This is a genomic window from Microcoleus sp. A6-C6 (genome assembly GCF_036705955.1).
Classification (GTDB): domain Bacteria; phylum Cyanobacteriota; class Cyanobacteriia; order Cyanobacteriales; family Microcoleaceae; genus Microcoleus.
Map to the genome: position 1 here is coordinate 82,736 of NZ_JAUBVR010000006.1, position 23,329 is coordinate 106,064.

Annotated in this window: 17 protein-coding genes; 8 read left to right on the plus strand and 9 right to left on the minus strand. The window is 45.2% G+C overall.

Annotated features, from left to right (window positions below; genetic code table 11):
* The first annotated feature begins 136 nt into the window (after positions 1 to 136).
* Positions 137 to 1,630, plus strand: coding sequence for an IS5 family transposase (locus tag QUB52_RS04685; RefSeq protein ID WP_332975678.1), 1,494 nt, complete (start codon positions 137 to 139; stop codon positions 1,628 to 1,630).
* Between the two features lie 174 nt (positions 1,631 to 1,804).
* Here QUB52_RS04685 and QUB52_RS04690 read toward each other — a convergent pair whose 3' ends face one another.
* Complete coding sequence (locus tag QUB52_RS04690; protein ID WP_332974696.1) at positions 1,805 to 2,752, minus strand: hypothetical protein; 948 nt, start codon at positions 2,750 to 2,752, stop codon at positions 1,805 to 1,807.
* A 409-nt stretch (positions 2,753 to 3,161) separates the two neighbouring features.
* A complete protein-coding gene (locus QUB52_RS04695; protein WP_332969941.1) occupies positions 3,162 to 3,407 on the minus strand; it encodes a hypothetical protein in 246 nt (81 codons plus the stop codon).
* Between the two features lie 458 nt (positions 3,408 to 3,865).
* Between QUB52_RS04695 and QUB52_RS04700 the strand changes: the two genes are divergently transcribed.
* On the plus strand, positions 3,866 to 5,893 hold the full coding sequence (locus QUB52_RS04700; protein ID WP_265238109.1) for an iron uptake porin: 2,028 nt from the start codon (positions 3,866 to 3,868) through the stop codon (positions 5,891 to 5,893).
* Between the two features lie 259 nt (positions 5,894 to 6,152).
* On the opposite strand, the gene QUB52_RS04705 is transcribed toward QUB52_RS04700, so the two are convergent.
* Complete coding sequence (locus QUB52_RS04705) at positions 6,153 to 7,388, minus strand: FIST signal transduction protein (RefSeq protein ID WP_321161636.1); 1,236 nt, start codon at positions 7,386 to 7,388, stop codon at positions 6,153 to 6,155.
* Positions 7,389 to 7,868: 480 nt separating this feature from the next.
* Here QUB52_RS04705 and QUB52_RS04710 point away from each other — a divergent pair, with 480 nt between their 5' ends.
* The 3 genes from QUB52_RS04710 to QUB52_RS04720 all read left to right on the plus strand — a co-directional run bounded on the left by QUB52_RS04710 (position 7,869) and on the right by QUB52_RS04720 (position 10,632).
* On the plus strand, positions 7,869 to 8,105 hold the full coding sequence (locus tag QUB52_RS04710) for a Calvin cycle protein CP12 (RefSeq protein WP_106148740.1): 237 nt from the start codon (positions 7,869 to 7,871) through the stop codon (positions 8,103 to 8,105).
* A gap of 318 nt (positions 8,106 to 8,423) precedes the next feature.
* Positions 8,424 to 9,044, plus strand: coding sequence for a DUF3177 family protein (locus QUB52_RS04715; RefSeq protein WP_265238112.1), 621 nt, complete (start codon positions 8,424 to 8,426; stop codon positions 9,042 to 9,044).
* Positions 9,045 to 9,174: 130 nt separating this feature from the next.
* Positions 9,175 to 10,632, plus strand: a complete 1,458-nt coding sequence (locus QUB52_RS04720) for a hypothetical protein (RefSeq protein ID WP_332974697.1) — start codon at positions 9,175 to 9,177, stop codon at positions 10,630 to 10,632.
* A 40-nt stretch (positions 10,633 to 10,672) separates the two neighbouring features.
* Here the strand turns inward: QUB52_RS04720 and QUB52_RS04725 are convergent, their stop codons facing one another.
* The gene (locus QUB52_RS04725; protein WP_332974694.1) at positions 10,673 to 10,924 is read right to left on the minus strand and encodes an adenylate/guanylate cyclase domain-containing protein; all 252 of its coding nucleotides are present in this window, start codon (positions 10,922 to 10,924) and stop codon (positions 10,673 to 10,675) included.
* 374 nt (positions 10,925 to 11,298) lie between these two features.
* Here QUB52_RS04725 and QUB52_RS04730 point away from each other — a divergent pair, with 374 nt between their 5' ends.
* Entirely contained in the window at positions 11,299 to 11,577 is a 279-nt protein-coding gene (locus tag QUB52_RS04730; protein WP_265238115.1) for a peptidoglycan-binding domain-containing protein, read from the plus strand.
* Positions 11,578 to 11,647: 70 nt separating this feature from the next.
* Complete coding sequence (locus QUB52_RS04735; RefSeq protein ID WP_332974693.1) at positions 11,648 to 11,920, plus strand: peptidoglycan-binding domain-containing protein; 273 nt, start codon at positions 11,648 to 11,650, stop codon at positions 11,918 to 11,920.
* Between the two features lie 241 nt (positions 11,921 to 12,161).
* On the opposite strand, the gene QUB52_RS04740 is transcribed toward QUB52_RS04735, so the two are convergent.
* The 3 genes from QUB52_RS04740 to QUB52_RS04750 all read right to left on the minus strand — a co-directional run bounded on the left by QUB52_RS04740 (position 12,162) and on the right by QUB52_RS04750 (position 20,446).
* On the minus strand, positions 12,162 to 15,560 hold the full coding sequence (locus tag QUB52_RS04740) for an ATP-binding protein (RefSeq protein WP_332974691.1): 3,399 nt from the start codon (positions 15,558 to 15,560) through the stop codon (positions 12,162 to 12,164).
* Positions 15,561 to 15,912: 352 nt separating this feature from the next.
* Positions 15,913 to 19,188, minus strand: coding sequence for a response regulator (locus QUB52_RS04745; RefSeq protein ID WP_332974689.1), 3,276 nt, complete (start codon positions 19,186 to 19,188; stop codon positions 15,913 to 15,915).
* 304 nt (positions 19,189 to 19,492) lie between these two features.
* Positions 19,493 to 20,446 carry an aliphatic sulfonate ABC transporter substrate-binding protein gene (locus QUB52_RS04750; RefSeq protein ID WP_442923214.1) on the minus strand — a complete coding sequence of 318 codons (954 nt, stop codon included), beginning with the start codon at positions 20,444 to 20,446 and terminating at the stop codon, positions 19,493 to 19,495.
* A gap of 291 nt (positions 20,447 to 20,737) precedes the next feature.
* Here QUB52_RS04750 and QUB52_RS04755 point away from each other — a divergent pair, with 291 nt between their 5' ends.
* The gene (locus QUB52_RS04755) at positions 20,738 to 21,037 is read left to right on the plus strand and encodes a DUF7734 family protein (protein ID WP_265239016.1); all 300 of its coding nucleotides are present in this window, start codon (positions 20,738 to 20,740) and stop codon (positions 21,035 to 21,037) included.
* Positions 21,038 to 21,247: 210 nt separating this feature from the next.
* On the opposite strand, the gene atpC is transcribed toward QUB52_RS04755, so the two are convergent.
* The gene (gene atpC / locus QUB52_RS04760) at positions 21,248 to 21,655 is read right to left on the minus strand and encodes an ATP synthase F1 subunit epsilon (RefSeq protein WP_265239017.1); all 408 of its coding nucleotides are present in this window, start codon (positions 21,653 to 21,655) and stop codon (positions 21,248 to 21,250) included.
* A gap of 194 nt (positions 21,656 to 21,849) precedes the next feature.
* A complete protein-coding gene (gene atpD / locus QUB52_RS04765) occupies positions 21,850 to 23,307 on the minus strand; it encodes a F0F1 ATP synthase subunit beta (RefSeq protein ID WP_106149425.1) in 1,458 nt (485 codons plus the stop codon).
* Positions 23,308 to 23,329: the final 22 nt, after the last annotated feature.

A 23,329-nucleotide genomic window follows, 5' to 3' on the forward strand; every position in this document is an offset into this window, starting at 1 on the left:
GAATCGACATCTAATTAGGGCTTGCTGAATAATCGAGCACATATTGCCTCGTCTGAGTTTCGATACTGCGATCGAGAATAAAGTGCAAGATAAACAGGTAAAATAGATCAAAACCCGTGCATCACCCAGTGCGATCGTGTACAAAAAAGCTGAGCTTGCTCCTCCCTCACCCTCCGACTTTGAACTTCCCTCATGTGGAAGGTTGTCACCAGACAACCGTTGGGTCAAAATGGGCGAACTAATCCCGTGGTCAGAATTTGAATCAGAATATGCGGAAAACTTCCCCACAGAAAAGGGGGCACCAGCCAAATCATTTCGGATGGCATTGGGGGCATTAATTATCAAAGAAAAGCTGGGAATTAGCGACCGCGAAACTGTCGAACAGATCCGTGAAAACCCCTATCTGCAATACTTTATCGGTCAATCAAGCTATAGTAATGAGCTACCATTTGACCCATCATTATTAGTACATTTTAGGCAACGAATTACTCCGAACTTAATTAACAAAGTGAACGAACGCATGGTTGAAAAAATGCGCTCCATCACCCCAGTTAAAACTGAAAAAAAAAAGGATTCAGACGCTACAAATGAGTCACCCAATCGCGGCAAACTAATCATAGACGCAACCTGCGCGCCAGCCGACATTACCTATCCGACTGACTTAGGACTATTAAACAAAGCCAGAGTTCATACCGAAAAAATTATAGATATCCTGTATAAGCAGATCAAAGATCAAACCAACCAAAAACCAAGAACCTACCGCAATCTAGCAAGAAAGGACTACTTAGCATTAGCCAAGCAAAGACGACCAACTCGCAAGAAAAGAAAACAGGCAATTAAGAAACAACTCCAATACATCAAAAGAAATTTAGGTCATATTGAACAACTAATTGAGTCAGGTGCGGGTCTAGAAAGTCTGAATAAAAAGCAATATAAAACTTTGCTAGTTCTAACAGAAGTCTATCGCCAACAACAGTGGTTGTTTGAAAATAACAAACAGAGCATAGAAGATAGAATAGTAAGTTTAAGTCAGCCCCACATCCGCCCTATAGTAAGAGGAAAAGCCGGAAAAAGCGTAGAATTTGGAGCTAAACTATCGGCGAGCTGTTTTGAAGGATATGTATTTTTAGACCGGATGAGCTGGGATAATTATAACGAATCAGGAGACTTGAAAGCACAAGTAGAAGCTTATTATAGCTTCACAGGATATTATCCAGAGTCAGTTCATGCCGATCGCATCTACCGTACAAGAGAGAACCGAGCTTGGTGTAAAGAAAAAGGCATTAGAATTAGTGGCCCACCCCTAGGAAGACCTCCAGCGAATGTGAGTAAAGAAAAAAAACAGCAAGCCAAGGAAGATGAGAACATTCGTCAGGCAATTGAGGGAAAATTTGGGCAAGCAAAACGAAGGTTTAGCCTGAATCTGGTAATGACAAAACTGGAGAATACATCTCGTACAGCTATTGCTATCACTTTTTTAGTAATAAACCTTTCTACCTGGTGGCGCCGGGTTTTTTGTGTGTTTTTATGGGGTTCGGGGAAAACAACGCCTGTTTTTGGGTTTCAGATAATCTGCGCTTATATTTCCCTCAATCGGGAGGCAGGAAAACTCATGTCTAACTCTGGTTGAATAATCGATCACTCCCGATCACCAAAAAGCGATCAATTATTCAGCAAGCCCTATGTAGTGCTGTCCCCGCTGGCAGTGAGAGGCCACGAGTTCTTAAGATCGCACTCTCGACGATTCAAATATATAATTCCGATGCAACCGGAAACGATATAAGAACTGAATTCAGGTAATTTTTTAGGTCGATCGCACTAACTGCCGAAACTTCTTCTTAAACTTATTCTTATACACATAGATCGATCGCTGTAAATCCTCAACTTGCAGCGACATCTGGGCCGCCAAACCCGTGCGGTTCCAAACATCCTCCTGACACTTGCGGCGACAAAAATTCATTGGTTCCGAGTAAACTTTAGATGTCGATAAAGTTGGTTTCGGGCCGCACCAGTGAATCACAGTCGGCGAAGTGCGATCGGCCGCAGGCCCACTTTCTGCCACCGGAAACCGCTTTTTCAGCAAATCCTGGTCAAAATCCGGTACCAACAACTGCATATCCACATTTTCCACCCGCAGCCGATTTTCTTGCGCCGCCCGAAAAATCATAAAGTTCAAAAACCCCATTTCTCCGTACTTAAATATCCCCGGATTTGCCTCAGTAAAATCTAAAATTTCTACGTATTCTTCCAAGCTAAAAACACCACGTTTAGCAAAAAAAGTACCCGTGCAGAAATAGTTCGATCGCGATTCCGACCACCGAAACTTCGGAAAATACTTCTCAACGCCCGGAATATCAAAGAAAAATTCTGAAACATCCGCATCCGAGTAATCGTAACAAGGCTTGTCTACAATAAAATCAAATTCTTGAAAATTAGCCAACTTCAGAACATCGCCCCAGACGATGGTATCGGCATCCAAAACCATAAAATTTGACCAAGGACTTTCCCAGAAAGCAATCATTTTAGTTTTTCCCCAACCAAAACTTCTTTTCCTGAGCACCTCTTCAGATACCGTTGTGCGATCGATCACTCGTACCCCGTAAGACTTTTCCAAAGCACTCACAGAAAAAGTACCGTCAATCAGCAGACAAATCGGCACATCTCCCAGGAAATATCGAATGCTAGCACAGCAACCCTTAGCAAACAAATAATCCTGGTCGCAGCAGGCAATAATAATACCAAAATCTTCCATAACCCCTCATTCTTTTACTAAAATTTCCACCCACAGCGTTTGGGTTTTTTTGTTCCGACAGCACTATTTTTGAGTTGTGCATTTTTGCCAGCTTAGCATTAAACTCCTACGATCGCCTTACGCCAAAAACAGCCATCAAATCGCTAGAAAATTTCGGTAGAGTTGGTGTCTCAAGCAACAGAGCATTCCCGGCGTGATTGGATATTAAGCAACACCCATTGCAGCCACACTCATAAAACCCAAAAATTGTGTTAAAGTAGCAGGGAATTAAACTGGGCGACAGCTTGTCTCAAAAAGGACGATCGCCCTGGCAAGTCCCGAATGCTGGGATCGTCAGAGAGTCCAAATTGGTCAAGCCTAAAATTTGGCTTTTTTAGCTAGCGGGCGCGCGAACCCCCACACCTTACTCTTAGCTGGTGTGGGATGAAAGCCAGGGCGATGACGAATGGATGTCGGCTTTTGCCTGAACCATACTTTTGCCTTTGACATCGATGAGGAATCGCCAATTTTCAACAACAAAGCGAAAGAATCTGGTATGGTACAAACGGTTCATCACCCGCCCGAATTCTCGAACAGACAGGTTAAAGTAGCGGTGATACGCTTGCCACAGAAAGACCAGAGCTCGGGGAAAGAATACGCCTAACTGGTATGCCATTGCAGTAAATCCCCTGGTGTGTTCTACGAATCAAACAATGAACTCCTTGGGGCGCAGGGAGTCTGCCCGGATCGCACGCCGTGCGATGGGAGTGAGGACAAGATGGCTTGTCAAACCTCCGGACGCTGCATAAGACCAACATCATTCAAAAATGGTATAGGCAGCGGCGGTTGAAACGGGAAGCCCCGACTGTATGCTTCGCATAGCGTGTGGGTACGTCACCAGGTGATGATATAATCAACCGTAAGGTAATGTGGGCTTGACCTGAATAGATGCCTGGGCCGTAGAAGGGGCCAGCCCCTACGTTCAAGCGGGAACTAAACACGCCTACTGTGAATCAGCAGCTATGGATATGTTCTATTTTGGCAGTTGTTATTGTCAGCAGGCAAGCAACCACAAAAATTAGCAGTTGAGAATTGCTGATCAAGTTGAATTTATAGTGTGAAGGTGTGAGGAAAATGAACAGAATTTTTTGGAATTTATTGCTAGTATCCCCGGCTATTCTGGGGCTATCATCAGTTGTCAGTGCCAGTGCGATCGCCACCGAAGCGACCGCAACCGCTGAAGCCAACCAAGTAGCCACAGCTCAGTCATCTGAGTCAAAAATTGCAGAACCAGTTGCAGCAACCCCTGCTGCCCCAGAAAAGCTGGCTTTAAACAGCATCGCTCCGGCCTCGGCAGACGCCCAAAAACTGGCAGCAATCGCACCAGAAACCAGCGCCACAGCACTGCAAACAGCAGCGATTGATATCAATGCAGCAGCCCCCATCGCCCCCGCCACCACAGCGGCCGCGACCGAGCCCCTAGCTGCTGCCACCACAGCGGCCGCGACCGAGCCCCTAGCTGCTGCCACCACAGCCGAACCATCGCCCCAAGCCTCAGACTTGGCAGTGGAAAGCACCCCGGCAGCAACCGCCAAAACTGAAGTGCCAGCAATTGCTAGCACCCCAGCCGCCAAGGTAGAAATTGCTCAGACAGCACCCGCAGGCATGGGTGGCCCGATCGTCCCAGCAGCACCCCAAGCCCTCCCCGCCGAACCATCTGGAGCCATGTCCCAAGTGACATCGGTCTCTCAACTTTCCGACGTGCGGCCGACAGACTGGGCATTCCAAGCCCTGCAATCCCTAGTCGAACGCTACGGTTGTATCGCAGGCTATCCCGACGGAACCTACCGCGGCAACCGCGCCCTGACTCGGTACGAATTTGCAGCCGGCGTCAACGCTTGCTTAGACCAAGTAACCAAGCTAATTAGCTCATCAACAGGTACCTTCGTCACCAAAGACGACTTAGCAATCCTGCAACGCCTGCAAGAAGAATTTGCAGCCGAACTGGCTACCCTGCGCGGACGAGTAGATGGCCTAGAAGCTCGCACCGCAGAACTCGAAGCCAACCAGTTCTCCACCACAACCAAACTGGCAGGAGAAGCCGTTTTTCTCGCCAGCGACACCTTCGGAGATGGTGTTGGGCTGCGGGACGACAAAACTGTGACCAACCTCGGCTACCGAGTGCGGTTGAACTTCAACACCAGCTTCACGGGTAAAGACTTGCTCAGAACCCGCTTGCAAGCTAGAAACATCGCCAACTACGGTGCAGCAACTGCCACTGGTACGAACATGGCTCGCGTCGCCATCGACGGCGAAGACGGCAGCCAATTCTCCCTCGATCAATTGTGGTATCGCTTTCCGGTAGGCAACGCTACAGTCTACTTCGGCCCGAAAGGACTGAGGCTCGATGACGTTGCTGAGCTTACTGCTCCCTTGGAAAGTAGTGGCAACGGTGCTCTCTCCAGATTTGGACGTTACAACCCAGCAGTGTTCCGCGGTCCCGAAGGAGCAGGTGCTGCTCTGAAATACAACTTGGGTCCCGTGAGAGCCACAGCAGCCTATCTTGCCTCCGACGGCGACGCTCCCGACCCAGCCAACGGCCGGGGCATTGCCGACGGTTCTTTCAGCGCTTTGGGTCAGCTCAACTTAAATCTGAGCCAAGCATTTGACATTGGTGTTAGCTACAACCACAAATACAATCGGGGAGGCGATGTTGGGATCATGGGCGGTACGGGCAGTGCCTTGGCTAACCGCCCCTTCGGTCAAGCATCGACTACATCCAATAACTATGGGGTGCAAGTTAACTTCAAACCCAGCCGCCGCTTCCAGCTTGGCGGTTGGTACGGTTACACGAAGGCTCAGCAAGAACGGGGCGGCCACAATGACGCTACTGTTCAGAATGGTGCTGTTTTCTTGGCGCTGCCAGATTTTGGTAAGCCTGGGAACCTCCTCGGTTTGATCGCCGGCGTACCGCCAAAAGTTACTGAGAGCGATGTCGCCAGAGACCGCAACACCTCTTATCACTTAGAGGGTTTCTATCGCTTCCAAGTGAATGACTTTATTTCGGTGACACCGGGCGTTTACGTGATTCTGAATCCCGAACAAAACAAACGCAATGACGATATCTGGGTAGGAGTCCTGCGGACAACCTTTAGTTTCTAAGGTTTCCAGACATCTAGTTAGAGCTAAAAGCGGCAGTCACCTGCCGCTTTTAGTTTTTGGTCATTAGTCAGTAGTCATTAGTCATTAGTCATTAGTCATTAGTCATTAGTCATCAGTCATCAGTCATTAGTCATTAGTCGGTCAACTGTCAACTGTCAACTGTCAACCCTTCTCTTGCGCTCTTCGGGCAAGCTGACAACTGTCAACTGTCAACTGTCAACTGTCAACTGTCAACTGACAACTGACAACTGTCAACTGATTATGAATTTTGCCGACAAATCCCGAATACGGATGTGTAGCCGTGCAGAAATGTGCTGCCGCCGACGGGGCCGATTTCGCCGTTGCAGAAAAAGCCGCTCAACGGGATGTTTTTGAGGTATCTGCCGAACAGTCGTGAGTCAAAATTCGATTGGCCATAAAGCCCTTCGCCGCGCCCCAGACAAGAGAACATCAAGGCACCGGCGCTGGATGTACCGCTGTACTCGGCCGCCCGCTGATGGCGATCGAGCAGCATTTCTAGGTCTTCTGCGGAGGTGCGCGCGTCCCGCAGGTGGAATTGGATGCGCTGTCCGGGACGGACTCGATCGCCGATCGCAATTGCCCCCACTTTTGGATCTACTCCCAACAGATTGCGGATTAAAAAATCTCCCGGCTCTAATTTAAACTTGAATTCATCGCTGACTAAGCCGACAAATAACGAGTGCTGCGCTAATTCTTGGTCTGCTTGGCTCAAAGTTTGAACTAACTCTCGCAGGGCCTCTAAGGGCGATCGCTCGACACTCCTGGTGCCGATATCGTCGGTTTGTTCTTCGAGTTTGAGCACAATATTGCGCTCTCCTTCCGTCACCCGATAAGGATGCCCGATCGGTCTACAGCCTTGTGCAACGATCGTTTCCAAAACTATATTCCCGCTCAAAGCCACTCCCACCGTCCCTTCTCGGTAAAGCTGATAGTCGCAAAACAGCGCCGCGCCCCTGCCCGCACCGTCCCCGCCGGCGAGTCCCCCTACCTTCGGCGCACCCGGATACGCATAATCTAGCCCTTGCAGCAAATCGTTAATTTTTGCCGAAAAAGGGTCGGCCAAGATGATAAACTGCGGTTCTTCGTCGGCTGGCACGCCCAACAAATCCACCCAAGTATCCGGCGGACTGTCTAAGTCCGGTAGTTCTTCTGCACTGATGTGAAATGTTCTGACGTTTACTCCCGGTAAGCGGGCGAGACTCAGGCTGACTGCTGGAGAACCCTCTACTTCTTCGGTGAGCCCGCCCCGATTCGTGCCAATGACTCCTCCACCGCCACAGCCCAGAATCGCAGGCACTGGCAGTAATTCTTCGAGTAAAGGCATCAGTCGAGAATACTCGCTGGCAAAGGCAGATGAGATAAAAATCAGCGCTAAATCGGCCGGGCCTTCTAATTCGCGATCGGCTTGTTCTACAACTTCTTTGAGGGCTGATTCCAAAGACGGACGGGTTGATAAGGCGCTGACCCATTGCATTTGGTTTTGCTTGTCCATAAGGCGAACTTTTTTATAAAACTATGTCTTACATTAGGCTAACCGGAACTGGCCACTGGCGGGACGGTTTTCTGGGGCGATCGATTCCCTTCCCTGGCCGTTCTTGTGTTAACATAAGTTAACATGAGTCTCGAATCAATCTGTTGAGTGTTAAATGCTGTCTTCAGCGAAATCTTAAAAGATAAAGCTCAATACAGTTTGACACCACAACTTCCTGTAATGTTTTTATCAAAAGTCAGGTCGGCTCGACCTGCATTGATGCCTGTGGACTAGAATCCGCCGATCGGCTAAAGTAAAGCAGGAAGTAGAGACCGCTACTGCGATCGCAGTTATGGATGGTTTTTATCTGGGCTGCCACAGCAGCGCATCTCAAGCTAGTATTAGTTGAGGTCGCCAGAGCGAAACTGCAAGTCAAACACAAGCTAACATCCAAAAAGAAAACCTTTCTTAGTCAATAAGTTTATGACAACAACACCCGCGGGCAACATCGAAGAAAAAATTGAAGAAGAACTAGAAAGCGCTCGTACCGTCTGTGACATCAAGGGCGCAACTTCCGGGGAATGCGCTGCGGCGTGGGACGCAGTTGAAGAACTGCAAGCTGAAGCTTCCCACCAAAAGCAAGTCAAACCTAAAAATTCTTTTGAAAAGTATTGCGACGACAATCCTGACGCTGCTGAGTGTCGCATCTACGACGAATAAGCGAGGAATTTAGCTCCTTGTCTTCCCTCCCGCGCCGAAATTTAGCTTTTGGCGCGGGATTCTTTCATCGGTTTATAAATTACCTTGTCAAGAAGACCGGGCGGTTGAAACCGCGTCTACACAGACAAAACCCACTCCAAGCGGGTTGAAGAACCGATGTTTGAAATTAAGTTGTTTTCTTTACACCGCGTCGGCGGACTACCCTTCCCGAAGGCTAACGCCTACGTTTGACAAGAAGCGGTTTCAACCGCCGTCTTATCTTCTTGAGCGCTTTTGTAGTAGAATCTGTCACAAATAAGTGAGTATATTTTCCCCAATATGTTGAGTCTTTTATTAGCAGCCACCGGGCCTTGGTTTCAACCGCTTGTCTGGATGGATTACCGCTTGTCAGTGTTATTAACAATTTCGATCCCGCTGGTAGTGCTGATTTGGGCTGTTTTTGCAAAGGCTGATGCGATCGCCCGTTTGTTGATGATTTATTGGCGAGTGGCGAGTTTGCTGGCAATTACACTTTACCTGATGATGGCTGCGATGCCTCTGAGCTTTGTGTCGTCAGTGATGGGTAGGGCTTTGATTCCTGCTTGTCTATGGTTTTGGCAGGATTTAAACGAGGAAATTGCCGATCGCCCCCAGTCGTCTTTAAAACTGGCCTTTACAGCTTGGCGGTGGGCGATTACTGTTTACAGCGGTTTGGGCGCTCTAGTTCAAATTCCCTTCTTAACCTGTGCCTTTAAATCCCAAAGTCAGGTAATTGACGAACCTTTCTGCCGCATTTGGTTAGATCCACCTTGGCTGTACAAAGAGATGTTTCACGGTAGGGCAAACCCTCAATTTTTGGGATTGTTGGGTCTGACAGGTTTAGCAATTTATGTGGTTTACTTGTCATACTTTGTGGTAATTAGATTGGGGAAACAGGGGAGGTCAGCTACCGGAAATTAAGTGGATTTTAAGTAAGTATTTGCCTCCTAAATTTCAGCGAAAGTCTTCAACAAAAAACTTAGAAACCAAAAAAATCGGGGCATATCTACGAAAAGATCCAACTAACAAGAGGATAGCTGACGTGACAGTAATGTTATTGGAAAAGACTGTGATTGATAGCAAAGAAGCATACTTAGAATGCTTAGAAAAGCTGATTTGGGCGACGGATCGCCTAAACGTAAAAGTCGAACCAACTGAACTCGCTCGGATTGCCGAACTGATAGTTGAGCCGATGACCGGGCCCTGGCGGTTTTTTCACACTCCCGAACATATTTTTGAGGTGGGAGGAAATGAAGATGCGATCGAGGTTTTGGCAGCTTTATTTCACGATATCGTCTACGTGCAAGTCGATCGCAGCATTAACTTTAACGTCAGCTACTACATCACTCCTGTTACCAAAGAGGTTAACAAACAGCTACAGATTCGCGATCGATCTGAACTGTCTGCTGATGCTACATTCGAGATGGTAATGCTGGTATTCGGTTTTGTACCCGGAGAAGTGCTCAATCCCTTCGCCGGACAAAACGAATTTCTCAGCGCTGTGGTGGCGGCAAAAGCTCTCGAACCATTTCTCAAACGCGAGCAATTGCTTCAAATTGCAGGCTGCATTGAAGCCACAATCCCGTTTCGCGCCGCCGCCGAGTCGGGAATCACAGCAAGCCAGCGCCTTTATCACCGCTTGCAAGCAATAACTAACCTGTTTAACCTCAGTTTGACTGACGAGGAAATGCGGGAAACTGTGAAAAAAGCTGTGCGAATTGCTAACCGGGATGTGATCAGTTTTGCTTACCAGAGTTCAGCCATTTTTTTGGCAAATACCTGGAATTTACTGCCGGAAACTAATCACAATCTCACCTGCTGCGGTTTTTACACGGTTCGCGACTACCGAATTGCTTTGCAGAAGATGGAGGGTTTTCTGAGTTATCTCAAGCCAGAGGTGATTTTCCGGCAGTTTGAGGGATATCCAGACGATCGCACATATCAACGCTGGGAAACTACCGCTAAGTACAATCTCCAAATTGCCCAGCTTTATCTGGGATGCAAACTGGCTGCTATCGCCCTGCTGGAAGCCCTTTCTTCGGGTTTGGGACTCGATGTTTCTCTGGTGATGATGATGGGAGAACTTCCAGATAGAGCCGCTGGAGGCATCCGTCTGGAAAGCTTTTTTCCAGAAACAGATAAACCTCACCAACCTCAAACTGCTTTAGAAACGGAAGTATTGAATTTATTAGAAAATGGGCGGGCGAAAAGCAGTTATAATACCGATTTGGAAAACTCGCCCCTCACAACATTTATCGTCAAAATTGTGGGTTTTGACGAAATGCGCTATCAGTGCGATCGGGCTAAGGAGTTTTTTCGGGAAAATTTGGCAGCCGATAACTTTATTTCCGACTTTAACCCAAGAGTTACAGAAATTGTCGTTGACTCAATTCTCAAGTTGTTTGAAAGCCGCAAATCTACGATCTACCGATACTACGATATCACTTCTGAGTTAAAGTCCAAACCCCAGACCAATTTTCCGGTACGCCCTTCTCAATCAAATGGTTGACATTATCTAAAAATTTCTCGGAAATTATCAAAGATACGACCTATAACTTAGTGAGACTTTCCAGACGAGAAGCTAAATTCACATTATCCGAAAAAGCATCTCCCTGCATTCTCTCCGCTTCCCCAACTATGCCCACCATCATGTGTCCGAAATGCACTCCTACGCCGACTTGAATCGGTTGATATCCGGCGAAGGATGTTTGTAGTTGAGATGCCATGCTGCTAAAGGATTTGGCTAGCTGGCTTACTTCGTCGGTGCGATCGACATCGATCTCTAATATAGCGGTACTCAAGCGTGGTGAGGTATGCCCTATGCCCTATGCCCACGGAAGCCTATGCCCTATTCCGAAAGCGTACCTGATCTTTCTGAGAAAGGCTATACCTCATGCTATAAATCTATGCTACACAATTATTCCCTGAAACTTTACATAATTAAGTTCGGCCTCCTAGAATGTCTAATTAAGTCAACTCTCAACCCTCAACTCTCAACATCCATCTGTTACATCCGTTCAATCCATTGTGGAAATTCCTTTCTTCTGTCACTCATTTAAGCTACCCCAGATAAGTGTCACTAAAAAAAGCGACTGTTAAAGCACTTTCCTCCACAGCTACAACTGGGGAATAGCAAGTTCAAACAACTCGCAAACCACTAATCCCCAATCAAACCATGCAAACCACAAACGAAATTCAAGCTCAATTACCTATGTGCTCTTCCTTGCCCACACTGGAACGAAATCATAGCAGCGCTTCCAATAAAGACGTGCGCTATCTCCAACAATCCTTACTAAAAAAAGGATATCCCGTAGCAACTGATGGATTCTTTGGCGCCAAAACCGAACAAGCAGTCATCAACTTTCAAAAGAAAAATAAGATTACTGTTGATGGCATTGTTGGCCAGCAAACTTGGAATAAATTAGGCGCTTGCGTTACCGAACCTCCTTGTTAAATCACTCCCAACATTTTCCCGCACTTCTCTGTCGTTCGCAACTTGCAAACAATAAATAGATAATCCAACCATGCAAACCACAAACGCAACTCGCATTGAATTACCTTCCTGCCGTTATTTTCCCCTACTCCAACGCAAAGATGCCACCATTCAAAATGAGGATGTCCGCTACCTCCAACGACTTTTAAATGTCAGTGGATCTTCCCTAAATACTGATGGATCGTTCGGCCCGAAAACCCAACAAGCACTCATCAGTTTTCAGCAGCAAAAACAAATCGCTGCTGATGGCATTGTCGGCCCCAAAACTTGGAATAAATTGGGCGTTTGTACAACTGTATTTTAAAGTTTGTACTACCATATCTTAAACAGAGTAGGGCGTGCAGTGCGCGCCCTATCTTTTATTGCAACCTGGCCCGATGCTGAGGACGTTTTTAATTGCTGACACCAATGCGATCGATTCCTTCTCTCCTCCAGAACTAAAGTCTTCTCTCCTAGCTCACTAAAGCCTTCTTCCCTCTTCCCTCTTCCCTCTTTTTACTCGAATAGCGCAGCCGAAGCGAGCCCTTTTCCTGCCAAAAAAACGCCTATTTTTCCGCCGAATCTTCCACCCCAGACCACCCCTCCGGCACTCCATACATTCGATACTTGCGAGAGCGTTTGAAATACAGCGTTGCTACCAGATCGTCAGGATTGATGTCTAAAATATTCTCAAATATTTTTTGGGCGGCAACAAATTTTTTGTGGTAGTAAAAATTGAGAGCTTCTTGAAAAATCTCCGCAGTTTGCTGCTTGAGGAGAATGCTCTTCTCTGTTTCTGTATCGTAAATTTCAAATACCGACACAGCAGTTGTCTTTCCTTTCACCGTTACTCGATCGACAAATCTGTAGTTATATGTTTCTGAATCGTTTAGGCGATCGATAATTTCACCGCTAACGAGAATTCCCGATCCGTAAACCTTAGTCAATCCTTCCAAACGAGACGCGAGATTCACCGCATCAGAAATCACGGTACTTTCCATCCGTTCTGGCTCGCCAATTGTACCCAACATCAAATTTCCCGCGTGCAAACCAATGCCGATCGCGATCGGCAACAAGCCGTTTTGTTCTCGCTGCTCATTGTAGATATTCAATTCTTTTTGCATATCAATTGCTGCTCGCACACCATCTGATGGAGATGTAGGAAACAAAGCCATAACTGCATCGCCGATATATTTGTCAATAAATCCGTTATTTTTCCTAATTGCAGGGCTAACCCTTCCCAAGTAACTATTAATGAATGCAAAATTTTCAGCAGGTGTCATCTGTTCTGAAAGCACCGTAAAAGAACGAATATCAGCAAAGAGTACAGTCATATTCTTTTCCTGATTGTCGCCTAATTTGACTTCAATAATACTCGGTTTTTCAAGCAAATTTAAAAAATCGTGTGGCACAAACTTGCCGTAAGCTGCATTCAGTTTTGCCAGGGTAATTTGTGTCTTGATTCTCGCCAGCAATTCCTTTTTGATAAAAGGTTTAGTTAGATAATCATTCGCTTCTGAATTAAAAGCTTCTACCAAGTCGCTAGTTTGATTTTTTGCAGTCAGCACTAAAATTGGCATTTCTAAAGGCGAGTATTTTTTGCGAACTTCTCGACAGACTTCATAACCAGTCATCTGTGGCATCATTACGTCGAGTAAAATCAAGTCGGGCTTAAATCCCGATTCAATCAAATTTAAAGCTTCTCTGCCGTTGCTCGCTTGAGTTATCGCATAGTTTTCCACAGCAAGATTGTTGGCAATGACCTGAATATTAATTGGTTCATCATCGACTACCAAAACTTTTATTTTTTCACCTTCTTCTATCAAGTTCCTTTGGGCTGAGAGAGTAGAATTTACTAGAGATGATTGGGGATCTAATTCAGGAGTAATTAAAATCCCCTCGCCCTCAGTCAAACGCGGCTGTTTGCTACTAAATTCCGGCTGACTATCAGATAGAGGCAAAGTAAAGATGAATTGGGAACCGACCGCGACATCTGAAGATACCGAGATTTTACCGCCGTGTAATTCCACTAATTGCTTGACAACAGCTAACCCTAAACCTGTGCCACCATATTCTCTAGCAGTGGAACCGTCAGCTTGTTCAAAGGATTCAAAAATTCGTTCTAATTTATCTTCGGGGATGCCAATTCCCGTGTCAGATACCGTAATGGCCAATTCGGGATTAGGCGATGATTCTTCATGGCTCGTTATCAATGCTGCTGAAATCTCAACTGTGCCACTTTCAGTAAATTTAATCGCGTTGCCAATTAAGTTGTAAAGTATTTGCTCCAAGCGATTCTCATCGGCTGCTATTGGCGGCAATTCGGGAGCAACTGAGTTAATCAATTGCAAGTTTTTTGTACCTACCAATGGTTGAGATAATTTGAGAATTATAAAGACTATTTCTCGGAGATTGACGGACTTAGTTTGCAGTTCTAGAGTTTTGTGTTTGAGCTGAGAAAAATCGAGAATATCGTTAATTAAAGAAGACAATCTTTTTCCCGACGATGAAATCAAAGCTAAGTTAAAATTAGTTGTTTCTGGCAGTTTCCCGGTAGCACCGTCTATTAAAGATTCTGCAATCCCAATAATACCGTTGAGGGGAGTGCGGAGTTCGTGGGAAGTATTGGCTAAGAATTCGTCTTTCAGTTTGTCCAGTCGCTGCAATTCGGTATTTTTATTTTCTAAGGCACTAAAAGATGCTTGCAGTTGTGCTGCCATGCTGTTAAAAGCAGCGGCAAGTACGCCCAACTCGTCGGAACGATCGAGATTGACAGTTCTGTCAAATTGTCCTTCAGACAAATCTATTGCTGCATCTTTTAATTGTAAAATTGGTTTGGTAATCCAGCGAGCAGTGAGAATTCCTAGCACAGTTGCTATGGCCAAAGCTGCCAGACATAGCAAGATTGTAGTTCTATTGCCAGCATTAATTTGTTCGATAAAGTCGGCTTCGGGAACGACGACGACAATCAGCCAATCTAAACCTTTGCCATCTTTAAATGGCAGGATTTTTAAAAATTGCGGCTGGCCGTTTATTTCAAAATGGATTAGTTGCGATTTGGTAATTTGCTGCAAATCTTGAAAGTGACTTTCTAAGTATTTAGCTGTATTCTGCGTTACGATATCGCTGCTTGCTTTGACTTGAAACTGTTCTTTTTTACCGTTTTTGTTGCGGAAAGGTTTTTCGCGCGTGGAAGTTGCCAGCAGCGTTCCCTTTCTTTCGATAATAAAAGTTTGACCGGATTTGCCTATTTTGAGGCTGTTTAAAAATTGACCGATACCGTCCAGACGCAAAGCAGTAATTAATACTCCGTCTAGCTGTTTCTGGTTGTTGTAAACTGGTTGCAGCGCGCTGACGATCAGTGTGGGTTCTAGCAAGGAGATATCAACTGAACTCCAAGTGGGTTTGCCTGCTAGAGACGCATCTTTGTATAAAGGGTTCTGTCTGATATCGAAGTTTTTGATGGTGGCTGCTAGTTTGGTGCGATCGCCCGTATCATTAGTATTGTAGGAATAAAAATTAAATTTGGTAGACGGGCCGGAGGCGTTAATCAACAAAGTCCCATCCGACATCTTTTCGCCGGTGCGGTATTCTCCATTGCGATTGGCGAACGAGGTAAAATTGATATAAGGATATAATTGCACTTGCCGCCACAGATACTTTTCCCAAGCTGACAAGTCTTTTATATTCACAAAACCCAGTTTGATTGAATCCAGCTTGGTTTGATTGATTTGGTGCGGAGTTTGCAGATAAGTTTTCAAATTTTGCTCAATGCGATTGCTCACTTCTCCCATCAACTGATCCGCAAGATCGTTGACTGCTCTTTGAGAGTTCTTAAATGATAAATATCCCACAATTCCCACCGCGGCAAATACTTGCAAGACAAACGGAACTATGAGTACAGTTTGCAGCGTCGTTTTTCCTGAAAGTTTAGCTGCTAAGCGCTTGAGAGAAAAAGTTGACATAATATTAATTTAGATTAAAAAACACAGTTGATACTCAGAGCGAAGCTACTGTTAAGTATTGTAAACTCTTTTGTCTTGAACAAAACTTACACAAGAACAGCCTGATTCTCGGTTGCTTCCTGAATCGCTGTCCAACCTGAGATTTCTTAGAAAAACCAGGTTCTTTTTCGGATAGCTTCCCCCATTATATTCGATTGTGAAGTCAAAATCAGCTAACTCTACATTAAATTTTCGAGAAAATCCCCAATTTGCGGCTTTCAGGCTTCGGTCTGAATATATTATGACTGATGTCAGAGCCGAAAAATTAGATAAATACCTGAAAATTTCTGACTTCAGATTGATGCTAGTTTTACTACTTTTCCTGTAAACATTCTATCCCCGACCATCCTTCTGGTACTCCATACATTTGATGCTTCAGACAGCGCTGATAGTAGATTGCTGCCAACTTATCTTGAGGATTTGTTTCGCAAATATTCTTGAATATTTTTTGCGCTTTAGGAAAATTTTGCTCGACATAAAGCTCTAGAGCTTTTTGAAATGCAGCAGCAGTTTCCTGTTTTAGCTGAATGCTTTGTTCGGTTTCTGCATCATAAATTTCAAACACAGACACGGCAGATGTTTTCCCTTTTACTGTGACTCTATCGACAAATCGGTACAGATATTGCGATCGATCGCCCAAACGCTCTAAAATTGAATCTGTTACCAGAATTCCCGATCCATAAACCTTAGTCAATCCTTCCAAACGAGAAGCGAGATTCACCGCATCAGCAATCACTGTACTCTCCATCCGTTCTTGCTCGCCAATCGTACCCAACATTAAAGTGCCCGCGTGCAAACCAATGCCAATCGTAATCGGTGCATAATTGCTTAGTTGTCGGTGCAGGTTGTAAAGAATAACTTGTTTTTGCATTTCCACCGCCGCGCGAACAGCATCATCTGCCGACTCAGGAAATAGTGCCATAATCGCATCCCCAATATATTTATCAATGAAACCTTGGTGAGCGCGAATTACCGGACTCACTCGTCGGAGGTAGCTGTTAAGAAAATTAAAATTTTCTTGAGGAGTCATCGCTTCGGAGATAGTCGTAAAGGAGCGAATATCCGAAAATAAAACTGTCATTTCTTTCTGAATTTGATCGCCTAATTGGACATCAATGATACTTTCGTGTCCCAAAAATCGCAGAAAGTCGTGAGGAACAAATCTACCATAGGCTGCATTAATTTTTGTCAGACGGATGTGAGTTTTGATTCTGGCTAACAATTCATTTTTAAGAAACGGTTTAGTTAAAAAATCATTGGCTCCTGCATTGAAACCTTGTACTAAGTCAGATACTTGATTTTTGGCGGTTAGCATCACGATTGGTAATTCGCTGGCTGTGAATTTTTCCCTAATTGTCTGGCAAACTTCGTAACCAGTCATCCGTGGCATCATGATATCTAGCAAAATTAGATCTGGCTTGTAGTCTCCGTCTAGAAGAGCTAAAGCTTCTCTACCACTGCTAGCTTCGACGATCGTATAATTTTCCAAAACTAAATTATTAGTTAATACTTGAACATTTACAGGTTCGTCATCTACAATCAAGATTTTTATCTGATTATTTTCTTGATGTTCTTTAAAGATGCTGGAACTATGATTGTCAAAGGTTGGTACAGCACTTTCAGTCGCGAGCGATTTGGGCTCATTTATTTTTGAAACTAAAGATTGTCGAGCCGTTGGTGTTAAATGATTATGATCGACATACTGATTTTTAGAAATTGGCAAACTAAAGGTAAACTCCGAACCAACACCGAGTTTTGAAAATACTTGAATTTCGCCGCCATGCAGCTCGACTAACTGCTTTGTAACAGCCAAACCTAAACCAGTTCCTCCGTATTCTCTAGCAGTAGAACCGTCTGCTTGTTCAAAAGATTCAAAAATTCGTTCTAATTTATCTTCAGCAATGCCAATCCCGGTATCGGATACCGTAATTTGCAGTTTTGACCTGACAATTAAAGATTGAATTTGGCTGGTTACTGAAATTTCTTGATCAAGCAACTGGGGCGAATTCAAGCTGATCGCATTTGCCGAAATTTCTACAGTACCAGTGTCGGTAAATTTAATCGCATTTCCGATTAAGTTATAAAGAATTTGTTGTACCCGATTTTCATCGGCATCTACCAGGGGAATTTCGCGAGTGACTGAATTAATCAACTGCAAGTTTTTGGCACCAATTAGAGGTTGAGAAAGAGTTACCACGATATCGACAATTTCTCGGATGCCGACTGGCTTGATTTGCAGTTCAATATTTTTGTGTCTCAGCTTCGAGAAATCAAGAATGTCGTTGATGAGATTGGAGAGTCTTCTGCCACTAGATGCAATGATTTTTAAATTAGAAATAGTCGGTGCTGGCAATTGTCCTGTAGCACCGTCTATCAAAGATTCTGTTAAACCAATAATGCCATTAAGCGGGGTGCGGAGTTCGTGAGAAGTATTGGCTAAAAATTCGTCTTTGAGTTTGTCAAGTCGCTGCAATTGGGCATTTTGATCCTCTAATTTTGTGAAAGATACTTCCAATTGACCGGCCATGCTGTTGAAAGCATCAGCTAATTTTCCTAGTTCGTTAGATGTGGCAATATTTACCCGAGTTTCCAAGATTCCGCTACTCATTTCAGTAGCTGCGGATGTTAGGGATTTCAAAGGATTTGTGATCGATCGCGCAAAAGCGACTCCCAAGCCCACGGCGGCGAGGGCGCTGGCGGTGGTAACTGCACCCATGACATAAATGAGCGATCGCACGGGAGCGTAAGCTTCGGCTGTCGGTAGCTCTACAACCACCATCCACTGTACCCGACGGACGATCGCACCCGTACCCATGACTTCCTCCCCGCGCCAACCTCGATAAACCAGCGGAGATTCCCTCCCCGAAGCTAAAGCTAATTTGGATAACTCTCCTACAAACGATCGCCCTTTCAAATCTGGGAGTAAATATGGATTAATCTTGTTTCCTGTTTGCGAAATCATCACGGATCGGTGGTCGATAACATAGCTATATCCAGTTTTTCCAACTTGCGATCTGGCTGCAATTTGAATTAAAAAATTGAGACTAACTCTGGCAAATAATACTCCAGAAATTTGATTTTTACTGTCGCGAATAGGCACGGCTAAATTGACAACATTAACCGTTGTCTTCATATCGACATCTACTGAACTCACATAATTTTGAGCCTGTCGAAACGTCTCCCAAAATATAGGTGCATCTCCCGAAATACCTGCTAAATTTAAGCTAGATGTAGAGAAGGGTTCGTAAGGCGACATCGCCTGTACGATTTGACCTTTACTGTCAAAAATTCCTACCACTTCGTAGGCGCTGTTGCTGCTGATCAATCCTTCAAGAATGCTGCGCTGAGTTTCACTATTAAATTCTGTTAAGCCGCGCAATTCTGACAAGTAATTGAGTTGGCGCTGCAAGTTATCCAGATAAGCGCTAATTTGGGCGGCAGCAGCTTGCGATCGCTCGTACTGAAGCTGTTTTGTCTGTTCTATTTGTCCCCGAAAGCTGAGGTAAGCTAACGTACTCCCTGCTATCAATACGCTTGCCACAACAATCGAGACAAAACCGTAACGCAGTTGATTGGCAATTGAGGACATTTTAATTTTATTCTGTTACTTAACAGTTTGAACTCTGTCTCTAGGATACACCCAATTGCATTTTTCCGGCTAGCACAATCGCCACCGTTGATTTATCGTTATCTTTTCGTAACTTCTGGTTTTATATAGCAACCGCCAAATAGTTAGGAAGTTCTTAATAGCCCCAGTCCCCAGGCGGTCGATTGATCCTGACTTCTCTCGCGACGATAGCTAAAGCTTTCCTTCTTCCTTCTTCCTTCTTCCTTCTTCCTTCTTCCTGATGACTAATGACTAATGACTACTGACTACTGACTACTGACTTCTTCTATAAATCTAATTTTTGTTTCCAGATCAGATCTTCAATCCAAATTCTATCTGGAAGGAGTCCCAACCTGAAGAAAATTTCAGAAATACGTTGCTGTTCTTCAACTGCCCTGTCTTGAATAGGTAGTAAATCGTAACTGCGGCTTTTAGTTAATACTATAGCTGTTGTTTTTTTCATTCCGGTTCGAGCGGTGATGAATTCTACTGCTCGATCGGGATTCTTAGTTATCCAATTAGCCATCTGTCTGGTTTCTCCCATCACTGTTTTAACAATATCGGGAAAGTCGCTAGCAAAAGAGCGACTTGCCAAATAGAAGTTTCTGTCATTGATCAGCCCCTCGCTATCAGTCAAGAAATGACCAGGTATAGTTTCCTGTAACTTAGCTAAAAATGGCTGCCAAACCGCCCAAGCATCAACCTCGCCTCTGATAAATGCTTCCTGAGCTTTGAGCGGAGGCAAATCGACTAATTCGGCATCTTTTAACTGCAAGCCACCTTGAGTTAACGCCCGAATTAACAAATAGTGACCTGCTGTTTTCCGAGTTGCTGCTATTTTCTTGCCTTTGAGATCTGCCAGAGTCCGAATAGGAGAATTTTGAGGAACTATGATACCAATGCTTCCAGGTAAAGCTGAATCATTAGCAATATAAACAAAAGGTATGCCCTCAGATTGGGCAAAAATTGGCGGCGCAACTCCTGTGTAACCCAGATCGATTTTTCCTTGCCCTATTGCTTTTAAAATTGGCGGCCCTGCGACAAATTCCGTCCATTCTACATACCACCCCATTTTTGCTAAACGCGCTTCCAAAGAGCCTTTAGCTTTGAGATAAAAAAACGTTCCGAAAGGCTGATGGCCGATTTTTACTATTTTTGTTAAGTTTGAGGATGAGTTTTGTTCTTTTGCTGTAAAGCTATTTATTAGATCGGAGTTGCAACTTGCTACAGTTAAACTCAAGCAAAGAAATAGTATAAATAACAGCGAATATCTCCAAGCCAAACGCTGTCTAATATTTTGAATGGAAAACGATAATTGAAACCTAGTCTTTCTGTGGCTCATACAATATCGTTAAGTAGGTTTTGCAGGAGTAATATATTCCAGATGTTTTTGATAGGACTTATATTATGTTGGCTTACTTCCGGCTGTTAAAAAAGGTAGAATTAAATATAAAATTTCTGCTGGCTGTCCCTGAAATTAGCCACAAAATTAAGCTATATTATAGCAGATTTCAGGAAGGTGAGATTTGCTATGGCTGACTCTATTGCTCGCCGTTTGGAACAATACACGATCGCCCGATCGCACGAAGTGTTAATCGTCAAGGCCCAAATTGACGGCGAATTCGACGAAATTGCTATTTTTAAAGGGTTTTCTAGCTCCCTGGTGCGATCGACTGCTTTTGATCCAGAGGTTCCAGTTTTGCCGGAGGGAGCAAAGATTGTGAGTGTCGATCGGCTGGAGAGCCCCTACAATCCAAATAACCCCCGCTATCTTCAGCAGGGGTTATCTTGGGAAACAATGCAATTTCTATTATCCGAGGCCGGAGTTTAGCAAAAAAAGTAGGGACACAACATTGTTCATAGGGTCAACTAAAACCTTTTGTATCTGTCGTTTACCGCCCAGACCAAATCCCCCTAAATCCCCCTTAAAAAGGGGGACTTTGAGAATGCTCTTGTCCCCCCCTTCTTAAGGGGGCTAGGGGGGATCGAGACGCTTGATACAAACCAGAGATACAAAAGTACCCTGTCCCTACCGTCCTATCTAAAGCGTACCGCCGGCAGCTTGGAAACGAGCTCTCGCGCGTTTAATTGCTTGCTTAGCTTGAATTTGCTCTTGCAAAGTGCCGCTAGCAGACTTGTCCAAACGAGCTTCTGCTTCGGTGTAAGCAGCACGAGCAGCTTCTTTATCAATCGTTTCGCCTTTTTCAGCGCCGTTGACAAGAATAGTAACTTTGTTTTCTTGGATTTCTGCAAAGCCGCCCATCAGAGCAATAGACACCCATTCCTTACCAGGACGGACGCGCATTACTCCGGTATCCAAAGCAGTCAACATCGGAGCGTGACCGCTCAAGATACCCAATTGGCCTGTGGTGCTCGGCAGAATTACTTCTTCAGCATTAGAATCCCAAACAGTTTTGTCTGGGGCAACTACGCGCACAGTTAATGTCATAAATTTTCCTTAGTCATTAGTCAGCAGTCAGCAGTCAGCAGTCATTAGTCATCAGTCAGCAGTCATCAGTCATTAGTCAGCAGTCAGCAGTCAGCAGTTATCACTCATTAACTGTTAATTGTTAACTAATAACTAATGACTAATGACTAATGACCAATGACTAATGACTAATGACCAATGACTAATGACTAAAATTACTTAGCGTCAGCCTTCATTTTTTCAGCTTTGGCGATCGCCTCATTGATATCGCCAACCAAATAGAAAGCTTGTTCTGGTAACTCATCAAGTTCGCCACCCAAAATCATTTGGAAGCCCTTAATGGTATCAGCCAGCTTGACATACTTACCAGGCGAACCGGTGAACACTTCCGCCACAAAGAACGGTTGAGACAAGAAACGTTCAATTTTGCGAGCACGAGAAACAGTCAAGCGGTCATCTTCCGACAGCTCATCCAAACCCAAAATCGCAATAATATCTTGCAATTCCTTGTAGCGTTGCAAAATAGACTGCACCTGACGCGCAACACCATAGTGTTCTTCGCCTACAATGCTAACTTGCAACATTGTGGAGGTAGACTCCAGGGGATCAACAGCCGGATAAATACCCTTCGCAGCCAAACCGCGAGACAACAAAGTTGTAGCGTCCAAGTGAGCAAAAGTTGTAGCCGGCGCTGGATCAGTGAAGTCATCCGCAGGTACGTACACAGCTTGAACCGAAGTAATCGAACCTTCGGTAGTCGAAGTAATCCGTTCTTGCAAATCGCCCATGTCTGTACCGAGAGTCGGCTGATATCCCACAGCCGAAGGCATCCGACCCAACAGAGCCGATACCTCAGAGCCCGCTTGCACGAACCGGAAGATATTGTCAATGAACAACAGCACGTCTTGCTTGCTGACATCGCGGAAGTATTCGGCCATCGCTAGAGCCGACAGACCCACGCGCATCCGAGCACCGGGAGGCTCGTTCATTTGACCGTATACTAGGGCAATTTTCGACTTGCTGCGGTCTTTTTCGTCAATAACCCCAGACTCGATCATTTCCTTGTAAAGGTCATTACCTTCACGGGTGCGCTCGCCCACACCACCAAACACGGACACGCCGCCGTGAGCCTTAGCGATGTTGTTGACGAGTTCCATCATAATCACGGTTTTGCCGACGCCTGCGCCGCCGAACAAACCGATTTTGCCACCGCGACGGTAGGGAGCCAGGAGGTCGATGACCTTGATCCCTGTTTCAAACACCGAAGGCTTGGTTTCTAGTTCGGTGAAAGCCGGCGGCTGGCGGTGGATGGGCATACTTTCGGAAGTATCGACCGGGCCGAGGTTGTCTACGGGTTCGCCGATGACGTTAAAAATACGGCCGAGAGTCGGGATGCCGACGGGAACTTGGATCGCTTTCCCGGTATCTACTACTTCCATACCGCGCATTAAGCCGTCGGTTGTACTCATGGAAACTGCACGCACTTGGCTGTCTCCGAGCAGTTGCTGAACTTCGCAGGTAACAGAAATGTCTTGACCTGCTTCGTTTTTGCCGGCGATCGTAATAGCGTTATAGATTTGGGGCAGTTTGCCACCTGGGAATTTTACGTCTACAACCGGCCCAATAATTTGGGTGATGTAGCCTACGTTCGTTTTTGTTGCGGTGGATACCATGAATAGTGCCTTTGTTAGGATT